This is a genomic window from Streptomyces sp. NPDC058632, assembly GCF_042717095.1.
Taxonomy (GTDB): domain Bacteria; phylum Actinomycetota; class Actinomycetes; order Streptomycetales; family Streptomycetaceae; genus Streptomyces.
In genome coordinates this window covers 80,991-99,994 of record NZ_JBHXQZ010000014.1, presented here as the reverse complement: position 1 = coordinate 99,994, position 19,004 = coordinate 80,991, and the positions used below count along the sequence as shown (strand labels likewise).

General features: G+C 71.5%; 11 protein-coding genes. 9 read left to right on the top strand and 2 right to left on the bottom strand.

Annotated elements, in window-relative coordinates; genetic code table 11:
- The coding region (locus ACFWVE_RS08340; RefSeq protein WP_384009479.1) for a hydrogenase expression protein HypA at positions 1 to 998 on the top strand (998 nt) is incomplete at its 5' end.
- 90 nt (positions 999 to 1,088) lie between these two features.
- Here ACFWVE_RS08340 and ACFWVE_RS08335 read toward each other — a convergent pair.
- Positions 1,089 to 4,418, bottom strand: a complete 3,330-nt coding sequence (locus ACFWVE_RS08335) for a right-handed parallel beta-helix repeat-containing protein (RefSeq protein ID WP_384009477.1) — start codon at positions 4,416 to 4,418, stop codon at positions 1,089 to 1,091.
- A gap of 122 nt (positions 4,419 to 4,540) precedes the next feature.
- On the opposite strand from ACFWVE_RS08335, the gene ACFWVE_RS08330 reads away from it, so the two are divergent.
- Positions 4,541 to 5,806 (top strand): S8 family serine peptidase, encoded by a 1,266-nt coding sequence (locus tag ACFWVE_RS08330; protein WP_384009476.1) that lies wholly within the window; start codon positions 4,541 to 4,543, stop codon positions 5,804 to 5,806.
- A 107-nt stretch (positions 5,807 to 5,913) separates the two neighbouring features.
- Here ACFWVE_RS08330 and eccCa read toward each other — a convergent pair whose 3' ends face one another.
- Positions 5,914 to 9,912 (bottom strand): type VII secretion protein EccCa, encoded by a 3,999-nt coding sequence (eccCa, locus tag ACFWVE_RS08325; RefSeq protein WP_384009487.1) that lies wholly within the window; start codon positions 9,910 to 9,912, stop codon positions 5,914 to 5,916.
- Positions 9,913 to 10,304: 392 nt separating this feature from the next.
- Between eccCa and eccD the strand changes: the two genes are divergently transcribed.
- From eccD to ACFWVE_RS08290, 7 genes are all read left to right on the top strand, one after another.
- Positions 10,305 to 11,702 (top strand): type VII secretion integral membrane protein EccD, encoded by a 1,398-nt coding sequence (gene eccD, locus ACFWVE_RS08320; RefSeq protein WP_384009475.1) that lies wholly within the window; start codon positions 10,305 to 10,307, stop codon positions 11,700 to 11,702.
- A 19-nt stretch (positions 11,703 to 11,721) separates the two neighbouring features.
- A complete protein-coding gene (gene eccB, locus ACFWVE_RS08315) occupies positions 11,722 to 13,242 on the top strand; it encodes a type VII secretion protein EccB (RefSeq protein ID WP_384009473.1) in 1,521 nt (506 codons plus the stop codon).
- A 349-nt stretch (positions 13,243 to 13,591) separates the two neighbouring features.
- Positions 13,592 to 13,942 (top strand): hypothetical protein, encoded by a 351-nt coding sequence (locus ACFWVE_RS08310; RefSeq protein ID WP_384009471.1) that lies wholly within the window; start codon positions 13,592 to 13,594, stop codon positions 13,940 to 13,942.
- Positions 13,943 to 14,142: 200 nt separating this feature from the next.
- Positions 14,143 to 14,463: a WXG100 family type VII secretion target gene (locus tag ACFWVE_RS08305; protein ID WP_055690800.1), complete on the top strand. Its 321-nt coding sequence runs from the start codon at positions 14,143 to 14,145 to the stop codon at positions 14,461 to 14,463.
- Between the two features lie 28 nt (positions 14,464 to 14,491).
- Positions 14,492 to 14,935 carry a type VII secretion system-associated protein gene (locus ACFWVE_RS08300; RefSeq protein ID WP_384009469.1) on the top strand — a complete coding sequence of 148 codons (444 nt, stop codon included), beginning with the start codon at positions 14,492 to 14,494 and terminating at the stop codon, positions 14,933 to 14,935.
- A gap of 84 nt (positions 14,936 to 15,019) precedes the next feature.
- On the top strand, positions 15,020 to 18,484 hold the full coding sequence (locus ACFWVE_RS08295) for an AAWKG family protein (protein ID WP_384009467.1): 3,465 nt from the start codon (positions 15,020 to 15,022) through the stop codon (positions 18,482 to 18,484).
- 16 nt (positions 18,485 to 18,500) lie between these two features.
- Positions 18,501 to 19,004 carry a YbaB/EbfC family nucleoid-associated protein gene (locus ACFWVE_RS08290; protein WP_384009465.1) on the top strand — a complete coding sequence of 168 codons (504 nt, stop codon included), beginning with the start codon at positions 18,501 to 18,503 and terminating at the stop codon, positions 19,002 to 19,004.

Below are 19,004 nucleotides of genomic sequence, written 5' to 3'. Positions count from 1 at the left end.
CCGCCGGCACGGCCGCCGCGCTCGGCGCGCAGCCGCAGGCACGCGCGCAGGCGGCCCCGGAGGCCGAGGGTTCGGCGCGCGGCATGGCGGCCGCCGGTGGCGCGGCGGGCGCCGCCGGTGCGGCTGCCGCGGGCGGGGCGGGCGAACCGCCGTCCGGCAAGCCGAAGAAGCCGCTGCTCGCCGCCGCCGGTATCGCCGGTGTCGTCCTGCTCGCCGTGCCGCTGCTGATCTGGGCCACGGACGACGGCAGGACGAAGAAGGACAACGTGGAGGTGGCCGCAGGCTCCGACACCCTGCTCGACGAGGAGCCCCTGGACATACCGAAGGGCGCGTACGCGCCGGCCGAGCCCTCGCCGGAGCCGTCGGCCAAGAAGCCCAAGGCCGAGCCGACCCCCGTCGTCAAGGCACCCGTGCCGGTGCTGACGTCGGCGCCGCCCCGTGAGCCGGTCGAGAAGAAGGAGACGGGGAAGACGGCGGAGCCGGTGAAGAAGACGAAGACGGCGGAGACCGAGAAGGTCGTGGAGAACCCGCCGCCCAAGCTCCCGGCGAACACCGCCGGGGCCGCCGTCCAGCGTCTCGCCGCGTCGAACCCCGGACGGCACATCTGCTACCGGGCCTTCGTGAAGGACGTCGGCTGGCAGACCCCGCGGTGCGACGGAGCCGTCGCGGGTGTCAAGGGCAAGAGCATCAAGGCCCTGAACATCGCGGTCTCGGGGACCAAGGGCCTGTCCGCCAACGAATTCATCCAGAAGGACGGATGGACCACCGAGTGGGAGGGCGCGGCCAACGGCATCGACCTGGTCCTGGGAAGCTCCAGCCAGGGCGCGCCGAACCTCAGCGGCTTCATCATCGACGTCGGTGAGGGCCACGTCTGCCAGAACCACCGCGTCGGCGGGCACGGCTGGGGAGGCCTGGCATGCGACACGGTCGACCCGTGGATCTTCGGCGGATCGACGGAGCCGCACCTCTGGCTGGAAGTCGTCCGGCTCACCGTGTGAGCGGGGTGTGAGGGGTCCGACAGCCTGACGAACGCCCGCCGGTACGTTCTCCGGCGGGCGTTCGCCCTCACCGCGCGGCGGGGCGCGGCCTCACAGGGCCGCCTGCTGCCGCCGCGCGGGCGGCAGGTCCTCGGGCAGCAGCGTGGTGAGGTCGGCGAGGCTCGGGGACTGGAGCCCGCCCAGCCGGCGGGCCTGGCTGGTCATCATGGACTCCAGCAGCTGCCGGGCGAGCCGGGCGTTGCCGAAGGACCGGTCGCGCGGGATCGCGTCCACATGGGCGCGCAGCGCCGCGAGGGTGTCGTCGGCGCACTCGTACCCGGAGGAGGCCGCGTGCCGGGACACGATGGTGACCAGCTCGTCCGTGCTGTAGTCCTCGAACTGCACGTACTTGGAGAACCGCGAGGTCAGACCGGGGTTGGAGGCGAGGAAGCGCTCCATCTCCTCGGTGTACCCGGCGACCACGACCACGATCTCGTCGCGGTGGTCCTCCATCAGTTTCAGCAGGGTGTCGACGGCTTCGCGGCCGAAGTCGTTGGAGGACCCCTCGGGGGTGAGGGTGTAGGCCTCGTCGATGAACAGCACGCCGCCCAGCGCGCCGGTGAAGACCTCCTTGGTGCGGGCCGCGGTGTGGCCGACGTACTGGCCCACCAGGTCCGCCCGTGCCACCTCCACCAGGGAGGCGCGGGGGAGCACCCCCAGCGAGTGCAGGAGCTTGGCGTAGAGCCGGGCGACGGTGGTCTTGCCGGTGCCGGGCGGTCCGCTGAAGACCAGGTGGTTGCTGATCCGGGGGGCGGGCAGCCCCGCCGCGACCCTCTGCCGGGCGTTGGACAGCAGGCTCACCAGGTCGGTGACCTCCCGCTTCACGGCGCCGAGGCCCACCATGGCGTCCAGCTCGGCCATCGGGTCGACCGCGTCGTCTCCGGCCTGTCCCGTGCCGCCGCCTCCGACGGCCGCCGCCTCCTGGTCCCCGACGTCCTGCGGCAGCAGCAGCGTCAGGTCGTTCTCGGCCGGGTCCGCCATCGCCGCGAGCCGGAACGCCTGCCGGTCCACCATGTCCTCGAACACCCCGCGGGCCGCGCGGCCGTTGCCGAAGGACGCGTCGCGCGTCATCGCCTCGAAACGCACTGCCAGCGCCTGACGGGTCAGCGGCCCGAGCTCGAACTGGTGCTGGGCGCACATGGACTCGGTGATGGTCACCAGTTCCTCCACCGCGTAGTTGTCGAACTCGATGGTGCGGGTGAAGCGGGAGGCGAGACCCGGGTTGGCGGACAGGAACGACTCCATCTGCTCGGAGTATCCGGCCGCCACCACGACCACGTCGTCGCGGTGGTCCTCCATCAGTTTCAGCAGGGTGTCGACGGCTTCGCGGCCGAAGTCGTTGGAGGAGCCCTCGGGGGTGAGGGTGTAGGCCTCGTCGATGAACAGCACGCCGCCCAGCGCGCTGGTGAACGCCTCGGTGGTCTTGATGGCCGTACCGCCGATGATCTGGGCGACCAGATCGGCGCGGGCGACCTCGACCAGGTGCCCGCTGCGCAGCACGCCGAGATCCGCCAGGATGCTGCCGTAGAGGCGGGCGACGGTGGTCTTGCCGGTGCCGGGCGGCCCGGCGAAGATCAGATGCCGGCTCATCGACGGCACCGGCATGCCGAGCCGGCGGCGGCGTTCCGCGAGCTGGTTCAGGTTGACCAGCGTGTTCACCTGGTGCTTGACGTTGTCCAGGCCGATGAGCGCCTCCAGTTCGGCCAGCGGACTCTGGGGTCCCGACTCCTTGCCGGACCCGCCCGCGCCGCCGTCCTCGGCGTTCAGGTCGGCGCTCTCGCCCCAGCTGTCCGCCAGACCGTTGTCCGCGCTGGTCAGCTGGTCGACCGAGAGCCGCTCGCTCGCACGGCTCTGGCGCAGGCCCGCGCCGCGGTTGTCGCGCACCACGCACCGGGTGACGTCCACCGGCTCGGCGCTGTCGATCCGTACGCCGTCGCCCGTGCTGCCGACGACCTCGCAGCCGGTGAGTGCGGCCCGGCCGCCGCGCGACACCTGGATGCCGTGGGCCTTCGCACCGCTCACCCGGACCCGCTCCAGGGTGATCTCCGCGCCGTCCCGCACGGTGACGCCCGCGTCGGCGCTGTCGTTGACCTCGCAGTCCCGCAGGACGCCCCGGCCGCGCTCGCCGACGACGACACCCGAGCGGGCGGCGGAGTTCAGCACGGTGTCGCTGACCTCGGGGTCGGAGTCGTCGTCGATGCTCAGGCCGCAGCCGCCCGCGGACTCGACCTCGCAGTGCTCCAGCCGGCCGCGGCCGTCGTCGGTGATCTCGATGCCGTGGCCGCCCGCCCCGACCACCCGGGCCCGGCGCAGCAGGGGGTTGGCGGCGGAACGCACCGCGATGCCGACACCCGCCGCGTCCAGCACCTCCAGGCGGTCGAACTCGGCCGTGGAGTCGTCCGCGAGCAGCACCGCCCCGCCGGTGTCGGCGCAGTCGCTCACCACGGTGTCCCGCAGCAGCGGGGAACTGCCCTCGACGACACGGATCGCGGCCTCCGTGGAACTGTGGAACGCGCAGCCCTCCAGGGTGCCGCGCGAGCGGTCCAGGACGAGCAGCCCGCTGTTCTTGGTGCGCCGGGTGACGCACCGGGTCAGCAGCGGGTCGGCCCCGCCGGAGACGACGACGGCGCTCTGCGCGATGGACTCGAAGGTCGTCTCCTCGATCTCCGGCCGGGACATGCTCGACACCAGCAGGCCCACCGAGGTGTGGTGGACGGTGCACCGCAGCACCCGGGTCGAGCTGTGGCCCTCCAGGGCGATGGCCGGTTTGTCGGTGCCGGAGATGTCGCAGCCCTCCACGGTGCCCCTGGCCTCACCGCCGGCGAGGACGCCGTTGGCCCGCGCGCCCCGGATACGGCAGTCGCGCACCAGCGGCGAGGCCGTCTCGCCGATGACCACCGCGGACGTGCCGAAGTTCTCGAACACACAGTCCTCGACGATGCTTTCGCTCTCCGAGGAGTCGACGAGCCCCGCACCGCCCGGGTTCCCGATCCGGCAGCCGCGGGCGGCCAGCGAGCCCTTGCCGCGCACCAGCAGCGCCGTCCACCCCGCGCCGGTCACCGTGCAGCCGTCGAGGGCGGCCTGGCCGGCCGGTACGTCCACGACCGCCGCCTCCTTGTCGCGGCCCCGGATCGTGAGACCGCTGAGCATCACGGCGTCGGCCATGAGGCTGACGGCGGTGCCGCTCCGCGGGCAGAGCTCCACCGTGCCCGGCTCGCCCTCGCCGACGATCGTGACCCGGTTGCGGATGACGAGGTTCTCGGCGTAACGGCCGGGACGCACCCGGATCACCGCCCCGGTGCGCGCCTGGGCCAGTGCCTCACCGATCGTCTGGAAGCCGTCCGACCGTTCCGGGTCGACCGTGAGTATTTGCCGTGCCACGCGCCTCGAACCTCCTTGTGTTGCCGCGTCTTCGACTCGCCGCGCCCGGCGCCTGTCCGGCGGATCAGGCCGTGGACGCGGGGGCGTGCGCCCGAGCGTGTCATGTGCATATCATGCACTTCATGCGGAAAGTCATGAAATACCGGTGTGCGCGTCTCGCGCCGGCCGTCGCCGTCGCCGTCGTCCTGCCGGTCACCTGCGGGCCCGCCCTCGCCGCACCGGCCGCGCCCCACGCGTCCGGCGCCCCGTCGGGGGCCTCCGGTGACGACCCGGGGACCACCCTGCTGCCCCCGCTGCCCGTCCGGCTCGGCGAGGACAACCCCTGCACCGGGGAGTCGGAGGAGACGGCCACCAAGGCGGCGTGGTCGCAGACCACGCTCGGGCTGCCGCGGGCCCAGCGGATCACCCGCGGCGGCGGGGTGACCGTCGCGGTGGTCGACACCGGCGTCGCCCCCGGCGTCCCCGGCCTGTCCGGGCGGGTGACGGCCGTCGACGGCGCCGACGAGGACTGCGTGGGCCACGGCACCTTCGCCGCCGGCCTCATCGCCGCCGCGCCCCGGACGGGCAGCGGCATCACCGGCGTCGCCCCCGAGGCCGGGATCCTCGCCCTGCAGGGCACCGACGACCGCGGCGCCCCCTCGGTGGAACGCGTCGCGCTCGGCATCCGCGAGGCCGCGGACCGCGGCGCGAAGGTCATCTACGTCGGCCAGGCGCTGCGCACCGGACGGGCCGAGCTGACCGAGGCCGTCGCCCACGCCACCCGGCGCGACGCCCTGGTCGTCGCCCCCGCCGCCCCGGACGCCGTGACCCGCGAGGAACGCGGACCCGACGGGGAGATGCCCGAGGGGCCGTACTGGCCGGCCGCCGTGCCGGACGTGCTGGCCGTCGTGGACTTCGGGCCGAGCGGCGTACGGCAGAAGAACGCCCCGCCCGCCCACGAACCCGACCTGTCCGCACCCGGCAGCGGCATGGTCAGCGTCGGCCCCCGGGGCGCGGGCCACTACATCGGCTCCGGAGCCTCGCTGGCCGCGGCGGGCACCGCGGGCGCCGCCGCACTCGTCCGCGCCTACCGGCCCGAGCTGACCGCACACGAGGTCTCCCGGCAGCTCCTCGCCGCCGCCTACCCGTCGGACACACCCCGGCTCGACCCGTACGCGGCCCTGACCGTCGTCCCGGACCCGCACACGGCGTCCCCGGCCGAACCGGCCCCGGCGCACATGGCCGCCCCGGCCGACCCGACCCCCCACCGGCGCTCCCTGACCATCGCCGCGGTGGGCCTGGCGATCGTCCTCCTGCTCGGAGCCGCCGCCGCGGTCGTCCCCCGGGGCCGGGCCCGCAACTGGACCCCCCCGGGCCCCCACCCCCGGAGCACCCCCACGGGCCAGTAGCCCACGCCCGCCCCGCCCCCCGCGCCCCGCGCGTGCCGCGGGCCCGGCCGTCGGCCGGGCCGGGGCCCGGCCCGGGGCGGGCCGGTGTGCGGGGTGGGAAAGGGGCATCAGTTGGGGTTCTCCACCAGGGCGGTCTGGATCTGGACGGTCTTGCGGCGGGCTATGCGCACCGCGCGGCCGGGAATCAGTTCGCGGCCCTTCACGCTGCCGAAGAGGTAACCCTCGCTGGGCGGGCAGGACATCAGCAGGCCGGGCGTGTTGACCTCCTGGAGCCGGCGCAGCAGCGACTCGTTGAGGCCGCGCCCGGCGCCCGCGGAGGAGCGCGCCACGATCAGGTGCAGGCCGACCTCGTGGCCGAGTGCGAGATGGTCCAGCAGCGGGGCGAACGGCTGCGACATGGGACCGCTGCCGACCATGTCGTAGTCGTCGACCAGGATGAACAGCCGCGGCCCCTGCCACCAGTCGCACAGCCGCATCCGCGACGGCGCGATGTCCTCGCCGGGCACCCGCTGCTTCACCGCCCTGGCCGCCCCGTCCACCAGGTCCTTCAGCATGTCCGTGGAGACCGCGTGACCGAGCCGGTAGCGCTCCGGGACGCTCTCCACCAGCTCCCGCCGGTAGTCCACCGTCATGATGCGGGCCTCGGAGGGGGTGTACCGCTCGGTGATGCCCCGGGCGATCACCCGCAGCAGGTTCGTCTTGCCGGACTCGCTGTCGCCCACCACGATCATGTGCGGGTTCTCGGTGAAGTCGTGCCACACCGGCGCGAGTTCGTTCTCGTCCAGGCCGATGGCGATGCGCAGGCCCTGCTCGCCCTCCGGCTCGGGCAGCTCCTCGACGGGCAGCGAGGCCGGCAGCATCCGTACCCGGGGCGCGGTTGGTCCCGGCCAGTTCTCGCTGATCGCCGAGACCAGCCCCGCGACCCCGTCGGCGAGGTCGTCGGCGTCCTCCACCCCGTCGACGCGCGGCAGCGCCGACAGATAGTGCAGCTTGTCGGAGGTCAGACCCCGCCCCGGACTGCGCGGAATCGTCGCCGCCCTGCGGGAGTCGATCTGCGAGTCCATCGGGTCACCCATCCGCAGCTCCAGCCGCGTACCGGTCTGGTCGCGCACCGAGGACGACAGTTCCACCCAGCGGGCGGTGGTGATCAGCAGATGGACGCCGTAGTTGAGCCCGCGGGCGGCCAGCGCGTTGAAGGTCGGAATGTGCCGGTCGAAGTCCTGACGCACGGTCGACCAGCCGTCGATGACCAGGAAGACGTCCCCGTGCGGCTCGTCCGGGAACTCGCCCGCCGCGCGCCGCTTGCGGTACGTGGGCATGGAGTCGATGCCGTGCTCCAGGAAGAACCGCTCCCGCCTGCTGAGCAGCGTGCTCACCTCGGAGATCGTCCGGCCCACCCGCTCGGTGTCCACGCGCGCGGCCACCCCGCTCATGTGCGGCAGCCCGTCCAGTGCCGCGAGCGTGCCGCCGCCGAAGTCCAGGCAGTAGAACTGCACTTCGCGCGGGGTGTGGGTGAGCGCGAGACCGGTGATGAGCGTCCGCAGCAGGGTGCTCTTGCCGCTCTGCGGGCCACCGGCGATGGCCACATGACCGCCGGCCGCCGACAGGTCCACCGTCAGCAGATCGCGCAGCTGGTCGAACGGCCGGTCCACCACACCCACCGGCACGGTGAGCCGGCCCCGCAGCGGCCAGTCGGCCGTCGTCAGGCCGTAGCGCGCGTCCGGCGCCAGCGGAGGCAGGATCTGGTCCAGGGTGGCCGGCGCGCCCAGCGGCGGCAGCCACACCTGATGGGCGGGCGGCCCCGAACCGCGCAGCCGGTCCAGCGCCACCGACAGCAACGTCTCGCCGCTCTCCGCGTCGCCGCCCTCTCCCTCCGGGCTCTCCGCCTCTTCCTCCTCGCCGGGCCCACCCGCGGGATCCGGGTCGGCGGGCGCGCGCGGCACCACCCACTGAGCCGTCCACGGCACCACCTGACGGGCCACCTGCGCCTGCACGAGGGCACGCCGCCGCCGGTACGGACCGGAGACGTACGCGGCACGGAACCGGGTCAGCGCGTCGACACCGCTCTTGAGGAAACCGGCACCCGGCTGCGCGGGCAGCTCGTACGCGTCCGGCACGCCCAGCACGCCGCGGCTCTCCATCGCGGAGAAGGTCCGCAGACCGATCCGGTACGACAGATGGCTCTCCAGCTGGTGCATACGGCCCTCGTCCAGCCGCTGCGACGCCAGCAGCAGATGTACCCCGAGGCTGCGTCCGAGGCGGCCGATCATCACGAACAGTTCCATGAAGTCGCGGTGCGCGGACAGCAGTTCGCTGAACTCGTCGACCACCACGAACAGGCTCGGCAGCGGCTGCAACGGCACCCCGGACTGGCGCGCCTTCTCGTACTCCAGGGCGGAGGTGTAGTTGCCGGCCGCCCGCAGCAGCTCCTGGCGGCGGATCAGCTCACCGTGCAGGGCGTCCTGCATCCGGGCGACCAGCGACACCTCGTCCGCGAGGTTGGTGATGACCGCGGAGGTGTGCGGAAGCTCGTCCAGGCCGAGGAAGGTGGCGCCGCCCTTGAAGTCGACGAGGACGAAGTTCAGCGTCTCGGACGAGTTCGTCAGGGCCAGCGACAGCACGAGGGTGCGCAGCAGTTCGCTCTTGCCGGAACCGGTGGCGCCGATGAGCATGCCGTGCGGACCCGTACCGCCCTGCGCGGACTCCTTGATGTCCAGCTCCACCGGCCGGCCCTCGCCGCTGACCGCGATCGGCACCCGCAGCCGGGCACTGCCCGTGTACCGCTCCCACAGCGTGGCCGGCTCGTGCCGGTGCAGATCGGGGATGTTCAGCAGCGAGGTCAGCTCGACGTTGTCGGAGAACGGCTTCGAGTCGTCGCCGCCCATGCTCATCCGGTACGGCGCGAGCAGCCGGGCCAGCGCCCGCGCCCCCACCGGACCCAGCCGGTCGGGCCTGCCGAGCACCGTCGACTGCTCCTTGCGGTCCCGGTCGGTGCGCACCAGCGCGACGCCGTTCTCCTCCACCTCGAGCCGCAGCGTGGTCCGTCCGGGCTTCCAGGCCAGGGACCCGGACAGGTCGAGCACCACCGCGTTGCGGAACCCGTGCCCGTCGAACCGGTGGCCCGCCGGCACCGTGCACCCGTCGATCACGATCACCGTGTACGGCTCCTCGCGCCCCGGTACCGCGTCCGGGTCGGCGCCGGGCCGCTCGTGGAACTCGGCACCGAGCAGGCCCTCCAGCTCGTTGAACGCCGAGGCGATCATGCGGGCCGGCCCGGCGCCGTCCTCCTCGTGCCGGTGCAGACTGTGCGGGAGCCACTTCGCCCACTCCCACTCGGAGCGCCGCTCGTCCGAGACGCACAGCGCGATCCACAGGTCGTCGGGGGAGTGGAACACCGCCAACTGCGCGAGCAGGGAACGTGTCAGAGCCCGTACGTGCTCCTCCTCACCCCGCAGCAGCACCTTCGACCAGGCCCGCAGATAGATCGCGATGGGCTGGTCCCGCACCGTCGAATAGGCGCGGGTGAAGCTGCGCAGCGCGTGCGCGGACAGCGGCTCCAGGTCCTCCACGGGCTTCGTCGACAGCGGCGTCAGCTTCATCGCCAGCCGCTGGTCGCCGACGCCCATCCGGACCTCCGCGAAGTCCTCGTCGGACGCCCGCCGTTCCCACAGCCGGGTGCTGCGCACCAGCGACGACAGCGCGTCGGGCTCGGGGTGCCGCCAGGCCAGGGCGCGCTGCTGGTCGACGATGGACGTCCGCACCTTGCGCCGGGTCTGGCGCAGATAGCGCAGGTAGTCGCGACGCTCGCCCTTCATCCGCTGCTTGCGCTCGCCGTTGCGGCGCATGACCTGACCGAGCATCATGCCGGCGGACGCGATCACCATCACACCGAGCGCGATGTAGATGAACCCGCCGCTGGACCGGCTCATGCCGGGCCGCATGAACATCAGCATCATGGAGACCGACATCAGTGCCATCGGCAAGTATGTCCATACCGCGGAACTGTCCGGCACGACTTCCGGAAGGGTCGGCGGTTCCTGGAGACTCAGCTCCCCCGACGGCAATTCCGGTCCTCTGCGGCGTGCCGGCCTGCGGAACAGGATCACGCTCAACGAATGGCCTCCTCAATGATCTCGGAACAATTCCGCGGCAATGGCACGGGATTGCCCGGTGTCCACCTGCACGCGCCTGCCGGGAAAACGCCCCCCGTGAAGTCCACCTCGAAGTCCGCTCCGAAGTCCGGCGGGGCGCGGGAGAGATGAAACGCCGGAGCGCAACGCGTCACAGTCCCGCGCCATGGCTGCGGGAAAATTACCGCAGGGTTCCCGAACGCTGAATTCTTGACCGGTGTTGCGAAAAGGCCCGGACTGCCGTCAAACTCGTCGGCGCGTGCCCCGTCCGACGTTCCGTCGCGACGCAGCGACCGACCGATGTGCCGCTGCCACCTTCCAGCCACCGCGCACCCCGTGGTCCGCCAGAAAGCGTGAACCCGAAGCCCATGACTGACATTCAGGCGGCAAGCCTGTGCCGCGTCACCGTACGTGCTCCGGCCAGGACCGTCGACCTGGCCGTGCCCTCCGACGTTCCCGTCGCCGATCTGCTGCCCACAGTGATCGGTTACGGAGGGGACGACCTGGAGGAAGCAGGCCTGGAGCACGGCGGTTGGGTGCTGCAACGCCTCGGCGGCCCACCGCTCGACCCCGAGAGTACCTTGGACTCCCTCGGTCTGCGGGACGGCGAGGAGCTTTATCTGCGTCCCCGCGCCGAGGCGTTGCCCGAAGTGCACCTCGACGACCTGGTCGACGGCATCTCGGGCACCATGCAGCAACGCCCGCACGGCTGGAGCCCCGAGGCCGGCCGCCGGCTCCTGCGCGGCCTGGCCGTGGTCGCCCTCGCCCTCGGCATGGTGCTGCTCGCCCTGCCGGGAACCGAGGGCTGGATCCGGGCCGTCGCCGCCGGCGCGGCCGGACTGCTGCTGCTCGCCGGTGCCGGCTCCGCGACCCGCGCCGTCGGCGACGCCGGAGCCGGCTCGGCGCTCGGCCTCATGGCCGGCCCCTACTTCGCCCTGGCCGGCTGGCTGCTGCCCGGCGGCGACCTGGGCGGGGCCGACGGCGAAGCCGTCCTGGGCGCACGCCTGCTGGCGGCGTCGGCGGCCGGCGGCGCGGGAGCGGTGCTCGCCCTCGCGGCGGTCGGCGTGTACCCGGCGCTGTTCATCGGCGTGGCCTGCGTCGCCGCGGCCGGAGCGCTCGGCGCCACCCTGATCACCCTGAACCTGGCGCCGGAGCAGGCCGCCGGGGTGGTCGCCGTCGTGGTCGTCCTGTTCGGCGGGTTCGTCCCCTCGCTGTCGTTCCGGCTCTCCGGCATGCGGATGCCGCCGCTGCCCACCAACGTCCAGCAACTGCAGCAGGGCATCGACCCGTACCCCGCCTCCGACGTCGAGGTGCGGTCCACGCTGGCCGACGGCTGGATGACCGCCCTCTACGGCGCCATCGGCCTCATCTGCCTGCCCTGCCTGGTGGCGCTCGCCGCCGACCCGGGCCTCGCCGAGATCCTCACCGTGGTGGCCCTCTCGCTCCTGTTGCTGCTGCACAGCAGGGGGCTCGGCAACGTCTGGCAGCGTCTCGCGCTGACCACCGCCGGCGCCTGGGGCGTGGTCCTGCTGCTGTCCGTGTCCGCCCGCTCCCTGGGTCCGACGGACCGGCTGACCCTGACGGCCGGCCTGATGGGCCTCGCGGCCGCCCTCGCCATCGCCTCGTGGACCGTCCCCGGCCGGCGGCTCGTCCCGTACTGGGGGCGCGCGGCCGAACTGCTGCACTCACTCGCCGCCATCAGCATCCTGCCGCTGACGCTCTGGTCCATGGGCGTCTACGGCTGGCTCCGCGGCATCAACGGCTGAACCCGAAAGAACGGCGAGCATGCACAGCAAACGGGACCAAGTACAGGCGCACCTCTTCGTCATGGGGAGGCTGGCCTCGGCCATGCTGCGCGCCGAGCCCGACGACCCGGAGAGCCCTCTGGGCCGGACCAACCGCGGCGCCGCGATCGGCGTGATCATCGCCGTGCTGGTGTGCGCCGGCGCCTTCGTCTTCGGTCTCATCCAGCCCGGCGGCAACAACTCCTGGCGCTCCGGCGAGAACCTGGTCGTCGACAAGCAGACCGGCGCGCGCTACCTGTACCTCGACGGGCGGCTGCGCCCGGTCCGCAACTACGCGTCGGCCCGGCTGATCGCCGGCGGCGACCTCGGCGTCACCACGGTCGGCACGTCCTCGCTGGCCGGCACCCCGCACGGCACCCCCATCGGCATACCCGACGGCCCCGAGGCACTGCCGGGCACCGGCGACCTGGACCGTACGCCGTGGCTGGTCTGCTCGGGCGTCCGTCCGAGGTCGACCGGTGTCGTCGCGGCCACCACGACCCTCGCCCTCGGCACCGACACACCGCACAACGCCCCCGGCGCACGGCAACTGGGCGAGCGGGACGGCCTGCTGGTCACCGGACCGGGCGACGCCGCCTACCTGCTGTGGCAGGGCAGCCGGCTCCGCCTGGACGAGCGCGCGAACGCGGCCGAGGCCCTCGGCTACGGAAGCGTCATCCCGCGCCCCGTCTCCGCCGCCTTCCTCGACTCCTTCCCGCAGGGGCCCGACCTGTCCCCGGCCGACGTACCGGGCCGGGGCGGGAAGGGGCCCGAACTGGCCGGGCGCGCCACCAGGGTCGGGCAGCTGTTCCGGATCGACGTACCCGGCTCGGCCCCCCGCTACCACCTGCTCACCAAGGAGGGCCTGGTGCCGCTCACGGCCACCGGCGCGACCCTCCTGCTGGGCGACCCGCAGACCCGCGAGAAGGCCTACGACGGCGGCGCCGTGACCGTGGCGACGCTCGGGGCGGACACGCTGACGGAGCATCTCGCCCCGGACTCCGCGAGCGCCGCGGTGAACGCGGCGAAGCTGCCCCAGACCCCGCCGGAGGCGGTCGTGGTCGGCGTCGGCTCCGCCGCCTGCGCGGCCGTCGACTCCGCGGACGGCGGCGTCCGGGTCGGCACGTCCGTGCTGCCCGAGAACGCGCTGCCCGAGCCCGTCCAGCCGCCCGCAGCCGAGGTCGTACCGGCCTGCCTGAAGGTCGACTCCATCGCGGTACGAGCAGGGAAGGGCGCGCTGGTAAGGGCGTTGAGCGCGAGCGGCAGCGCCATGGGCGACACCACGTACCTGGTGACGGACACGGGCGTGAAGTACCGACTGCTGTCCCAGGAGGGCGTCGAGGCGCTGGGCTACGAGGGCGTCGAGGAGCGGACCATGCCGTCCCCGATGCTGGCCATGCTGCCCAGCGGCCCCGACCTCACCCCCGAGGCGGCCTCCTCGGGCGAGGCCCGGGTGACGCTGCGCTGCCCGCGGGACCGGGGGACGAGCGGGGACCAGCGGGAGCAATCCGGCCCGAGGTAAGTCATCCGACAGGGAAAATCTTGGATTCGGGGATGTCACCTCGTGTTAAACCGGACGACCGGCGGTGCCGTACGGAAGAAGGTGATGCCCGATCTGTCCGGCCCCTGTCGCGCCGCTGCTCAGGTGAGCGCCGCGAATTCTCCACACCTGCTCAATCGAGCGCCGGAAACCGGGATATGGGGGTGCCTTGGGCGTCCCGAGGGAAATTGCCAAACAACTTGTGGCGCGCATAGCATTTGGCCGCCCCATGACCCGGCGAACCACCTGGTGATCGCAGGGACACCCTGTCTGCCCACGGGGTGATGTGGGATCCACAGGTCGGTGAAATTCGCCGAAAGGGAGTTCTCTCATGGCCATGCAGCAGTCCGAAGAACAGGCGACCCGCAACGGGATCATGGCGCTGGAACAGGCCTTCAGCGGCGTCCAGCGCTGTCAGCAGGACGTCCAGTCCACCTCGCACAACCTCGCCGCCAATTACGGCGGCGCGGACGGCGGCAAGTACAAGTCGCTGCTCGAGCAGTGGGACAGCCACGTCGACACCATCCTGATCAACCTCGACCGGATGGTCGACGAGCTCAACACCACCCTCACGGAGCACGGCCTGGTGCAGGGCTCCTCGAGCGAGATCATCGACCAGGAGTACTCGCGCTCCACCGCCGTGTTCGACGAGCTCAACGGCACCAACACCTCCGGCAACTGACGTCCCCGGCCGACAGGGCCACCCGTCCCACCGTCGGCGCGTGCACCCGACGGCGCCTGCCCGCGCCTGCCCGCCGCCCCACGGCAACGCCCCGCACACGCTCAAGGCGATCACCGCCCGGCGGCCACGGTCCCGCCCACAGACCGTGCCGCGCACATCTTCCATAACCCGCGGTTCCCGCGGCGAATCGAGGAATTCCGATGGACTTCTCCGACGGTTACATCTACGTCGACTACAACCACGCCGAAGGCGCGGCGGACGACATGGTCAGCCAGTCGAAGGCGATCATGAGCATCCTGGCCAACCTCGAGATGGAGCTGGCCGAGCTCAGGAACAGCTGGATCGGTGACGACCGGGAGGTGTACAGCGAGGTCCAGGCGAAGTGGGACAACGCTGTCGAGAACATCAAGAACCTGCTGGCCAACCACTCCCACCTGCTCACCGACATCTCCAACAACTACCGCTACACGGAGCAGAACCTGTCGCAGCGGTGGAGCGACATCCGCATCGGCGGCCGCTGACCACTGCCGGTGACGGAAGGGTGATGACGTGGCCGTCACGGTCCTTGACAGCGAATTCCTGAGACAGTTCATCAACAACCAGATCACCGACTTCAGGAAGACACTGGAGAACATCCTCAAAGACGACGCGCACGCCGGCCCGGCGATCTCGTACATCGCGGACGCCATCTCGACCACCACGATCGAGGCTGCGAAGCCACTCGTCATCGGGCTCATGGCCGGAGAGAACAGCTCGGTCGGCGGGGGTGCCCTGAACGGGGTCATCCAGAAGGGCGCGGGCGAGGTCGAGCGGATCCTCGAGGCGCAGGGAGTCCTCTTCGAGGACCTCGAGGAGGCGTTGTGGGACACCATCGACCAACTGGCCAAGAGTCAGGGCAAGAACCTCGAGAGCATCACCGCGGACGAGTTCATGGACATCTTCGAGGACGTCGACAGCGACTTCGACAATCAGGGTGCCCCCGACGAGGACTGACCGGGTCGTCGGACATCAGGTGACCCAGGGCGCTTCGACGCACACCCGGTAGTTCTCCTCCCCACCACCTCGCGGAGCTCGGCGATGGCCAACCCCGAAGACAACAACAACGACAACTGGAAAAAGGCAGTTGACATGCTCACCGGCTACATCCTGCCGGAGCGGAGCACGTTGTTCGACAATCTGAAGGGCAACGACGGCATCCCGTTGATCCACGTCCGGCTGGACAAGGAGGGCGGGCCGGAGTATTCGTCCGGGTTCCTTTCCCCCAGTGGCTGGAAGACCAAGAACACCGACTACACTCTTCCGTTCTACCGTCCCAGCGGTGACGACGCGGAGGTGTCCGAGGGCAGCTACCTCTACCGGTACCGGGCGTACATCACCTTTCTCGGTTCGGGCCAGGCCTGGCCGCCGAGCGGTGACGACATCATTCCGGGCTACACGAAGACCAGTGAGGTCCTGAAGGACAAGGGCGGCTGGAACAAGGAGGGGGAGAAACTCGACTGGGACACCAATTTCCTGGTCCAGTACCTCTACGGTTCCAGGGACGCCCTCTCGCAGCTGACCATGTGGCCCTACTCCACCCACGGGTACACGAACCGTGGCATCAAGGTGGACGACGCCAACTACGTCGACCTGCGGTCCTTCACGGAGGCCGGCCAGGCGTTCGACCGGGTCGTCAAGTTCTTCGAGGACAGCCAGGCCACCGTCGGCAAGTGGGACACCGAGGACATCGGAGAGGGCAGCGACTCCTGGGACGGCACCTCGGCCGCCATCTTCAAAGAACTCATCCACAAACTGGCACGGAACTACGAGGGGTACGCGGACCAGCTCAACGGTGAGGGCGGTGAGGGCACCGCCCTCACCGTCGACGGTGTGACGGTGACGTCCGAGCCGGCCCGCGCCCTCGCCGAGGCCCAGCAGATCATCCTCACCCAGGCACAGAACCTCTACGACGCCTGGGAGGCGTGGAAGGCCGAGAGCAATCCGCAGCGCTGGCTCTACGACATGCTCGAGGACGCCCGCCTGACGCTCTTCGACACCCAGTACGACAAGACCGACATCGAAACGGTGAGCTACGGCTCCGGGATGTACACGTCCTGGCACAACAACGTGGTGGCGACGGCCGGTTTCCAGAACGACATCGTCATCGAGGGCAAGTCGTACGGCAGACCGAGCGAGATGGCGACGTGGAAGGCGATCGGCGACGAGGCGGTGCGCCGGTGGGAGCAGTCGGTGCAGGACTGGCTCAGCACGGCGGGCGCCACGGCCATCGTCGAAATCCACAAAGCGTTCAAAACCGCTCAAGACGCCTTTGACACCAGCATAACCGACAGGGACAGCCGGCCTCTTTCGGAGATCTCCGCCAAAGCGGAATCGGACGCCGAGAAGAAGAAGGCGAAAGAAGAGGCGGACGCCGCCAAGGCGCTGGCCGAGAAGGAGAAGGCGGAGGCCAAGGCGGAGCGCGACGCCGAGAAGGCCGCGCTGGAGAAGGAGAAGGCGGAAGCCAAGGCGCTGGCCGAGAAGGAGAAGGCGGAGGCCAAGGCCGAGCAGGAGGCCGCCAAGGCGGAGGCGGAGAAGGAGAAGGCGGAGGCCAAGGCCGAGGCGGAGAAGGAGAAGGCGGAGGCCAAGGCCGAGCAGGAGGCCGCCAAGGCGGAGGCGGAGAAGGAGAAGGCGGAAGCCAAGGCGGAGGCGGAGAAGGAGAAGGCGGAGGCCAAGGCCGAGCAGGAGGCCGCCAAGGCGGAGGCGGAGAAGGAGAAGGCGGAAGCCAAGGCGGAGCAGCAGGCCGCCAAGGAAGAGGCCGCCAAGGAGAAGGCCACAGCCAAGGCGGAGGCCGCCGAACAGCAGGCCTTCGTCCTCGCCCAGAACCAGAAGGCGCAGGACGAGGCGAAGAAGGAACGCGAACGGGCCCAGGCCCAGAACGACGCCGACCGCGCCGAGGCCAAGGCAGAGCAGGAGGCCGCCAAGGCCGAGGCCGCCGCCGAGAAGGAAGCCGCCAAGCAGGAACAGGCTCAGGCGAAGGCCGAGGCCGAGAAGGAGCAGGAAGCCGCCAAGGCCGAGGCGGAGAAGGAGAAGGCCGAGGCCAAGGCAGAGCAGGAAGCCGCCAAGGCCGAGGCGGAGAAGGAGAAGGCGGAAGCCAAGGCCGAGCAGCAGGCCGCCAAGGCCGAGGCGGAGAAGGAACAGGAGGCCGCCAAGGCCGAAGCGACCGCCGAGAAGGCCGCGGCCAAGGAGGAGCAGGCCCAGGCGAAGGCCGAGGCGGAGCAGGAGAAGGCGGCGGCGAAGGCCGAGCAGGAAGCGGCCAAGGAAGAGGCCGCGAAGGAGAAGGCCGCCGCCCAGGCCGAACAGGACGCGGCCAGGGCCGAGTACGAGCAGGAGAGGGAAGCCGCCAAGCAGGAGCAGTCCGACGCCAGGGCCGACGCCGAGGCCCAGCAGGAGCAGGCCCGCCGTGAGGCCGTGGTCGAGAAGCAGCAGGCCAGGCTGGAGGCCGAGCAGGCCAAGTCCGAAGCGCAGGCCGACTACGAGGAGCAGAAGGCCGAGGCCCGCGCCGAGCGCGAGGCCGCCGTGCGGGAGGCCGACCGTCAGGAGGAGGCGGCCAGGCAGGAGTACGAGCAGGAGAAGGCCGCCGCCCAGGAGCAGCGGGACCAGGCGCGGGAAGAGGCCGAGCAGGAGCGGGCGCAGGCGCGCCAGGAGTACGAGCGCGAGATAGCCGCCGGCACCGACGAGACCCGCGCCCGGCAGGAGTACGACGACCGGATCGCGGAGATCGACGCCGCCGAACGGGAGGCCGTCGAACGGGCCGACGCCGCCGAGGCCGATGCCAGGAGCGAGTACGAGCGGGAGAAGGCCGCCGCCCAGGAGGAACGGGACCAGGCGCGTACCGACGCGGAGCAGGCGCGGAAGGACGCCAGGGCCGAGTACGACGAGCGCATGGGCGACATCCAGGCCGAGTACGACCGGATCAACGCCGACGACAAGAACATCGACGAGCTGATCCGCCAGCGCATCGCGGACCTTCCCGAGCCTCCCGACCTCTCCGCCTACAACTCGGGCGGCACACCGACGGGTTCGGCCGGATCGGCGTACTCCTCCGTCTTCAACGACAACCTCTACAACCAGGACGACCTCTCCTCGGCGCTGGGACGCCCGCAGAGCGGCGGCAGCCTGGCGGCCGCCTCCGCGGACGGCGCCGGCACGGGAGCGGGATCGCCGGGGATGTATCCGCCGATGGCGCGGGGCGCCGGCGGCGGCGAGGCCGGTGGGAACTCCGGCGAGCGCGTCAGGAACGTCATCGAGCCGGGCGTCGCCCGGTCCGGCAGGGTGGCGGCCAACACGCCGACCGTCGACGACGAGGAACACCGCGTCGTGTCCAAGGGCACGCAGACCAGCAGCAGCATGCCCTTCATGCCGCCCATGGGAGGCATGGGCGGGGCGGGCGAAGGCAGGCCGCAGACGGAGAGCGGCGACAGGGAACGCACCACCTGGCTCGCCGAGGACGAGGACGTCTGGGGCACCGACGAAGGGGGAGCGCCCCAGGCCCTGGGGCGCTGACGGGGAGGAGACCGAGTTGAGTCAGTCGATGGAAGACCGTGTGGCCCAGGCGATGGCCCACCTCAAGGCGGCGGAGGAGGCCGCGGCTTCGGCGCGCGCCGAACTGGACGCCGCGTCGGTCACCGCGCGTTCGGCGGACCGGTCGGTCCGGGTCTGTGTCGGGGCGAAGGGCGAACTGACCAGCCTGGAGTTCCTCGACGGCAAGTACCGGACCATGGCCGCCCCGCAGCTGTCCGCGGCGGTGCTGGAGGCCGCCAACGCGGCACGGGCCGAGATGGCCCGCCGGGTCGTCGAGACGCTCGACCCGCTCACCCGGATGACCTCGCGGGGCGCCGCGCCGGAGCGGATGGGCGTCGACTGGGAGTCGATCTTCGGCTCGCTGCTCAGCGAGACCTCCGTGACGGAGGGCCGGCCGACCGCGATGAGCCGGCTCCGCGACGAGATCGTCGAGGACGAGGAGGAACCCGCGACCCCGCCCGGGACCCGCGGCACGAACGACCGACGGCAGGAGGGGAGGTAG

What these genes read in the sequence shown, in the direction of transcription:
- ACFWVE_RS08330 (WP_384009476.1), top strand. Translation starts at nt 4,541, where the DNA reads ATGCGGAAAGTCATGAAATACCGGTGTGCGCGTCTCGCGCCGGCCGTC.
- eccD (WP_384009475.1), top strand. Translation starts at nt 10,305, where the DNA reads ATGACTGACATTCAGGCGGCAAGCCTGTGCCGCGTCACCGTACGTGCT.
- eccB (WP_384009473.1), top strand. Translation starts at nt 11,722, where the DNA reads ATGCACAGCAAACGGGACCAAGTACAGGCGCACCTCTTCGTCATGGGG.
- ACFWVE_RS08310 (WP_384009471.1), top strand. Translation starts at nt 13,592, where the DNA reads ATGGCCATGCAGCAGTCCGAAGAACAGGCGACCCGCAACGGGATCATG.
- ACFWVE_RS08305 (WP_055690800.1), top strand. Translation starts at nt 14,143, where the DNA reads ATGGACTTCTCCGACGGTTACATCTACGTCGACTACAACCACGCCGAA.
- ACFWVE_RS08295 (WP_384009467.1), top strand. Translation starts at nt 15,020, where the DNA reads ATGGCCAACCCCGAAGACAACAACAACGACAACTGGAAAAAGGCAGTT.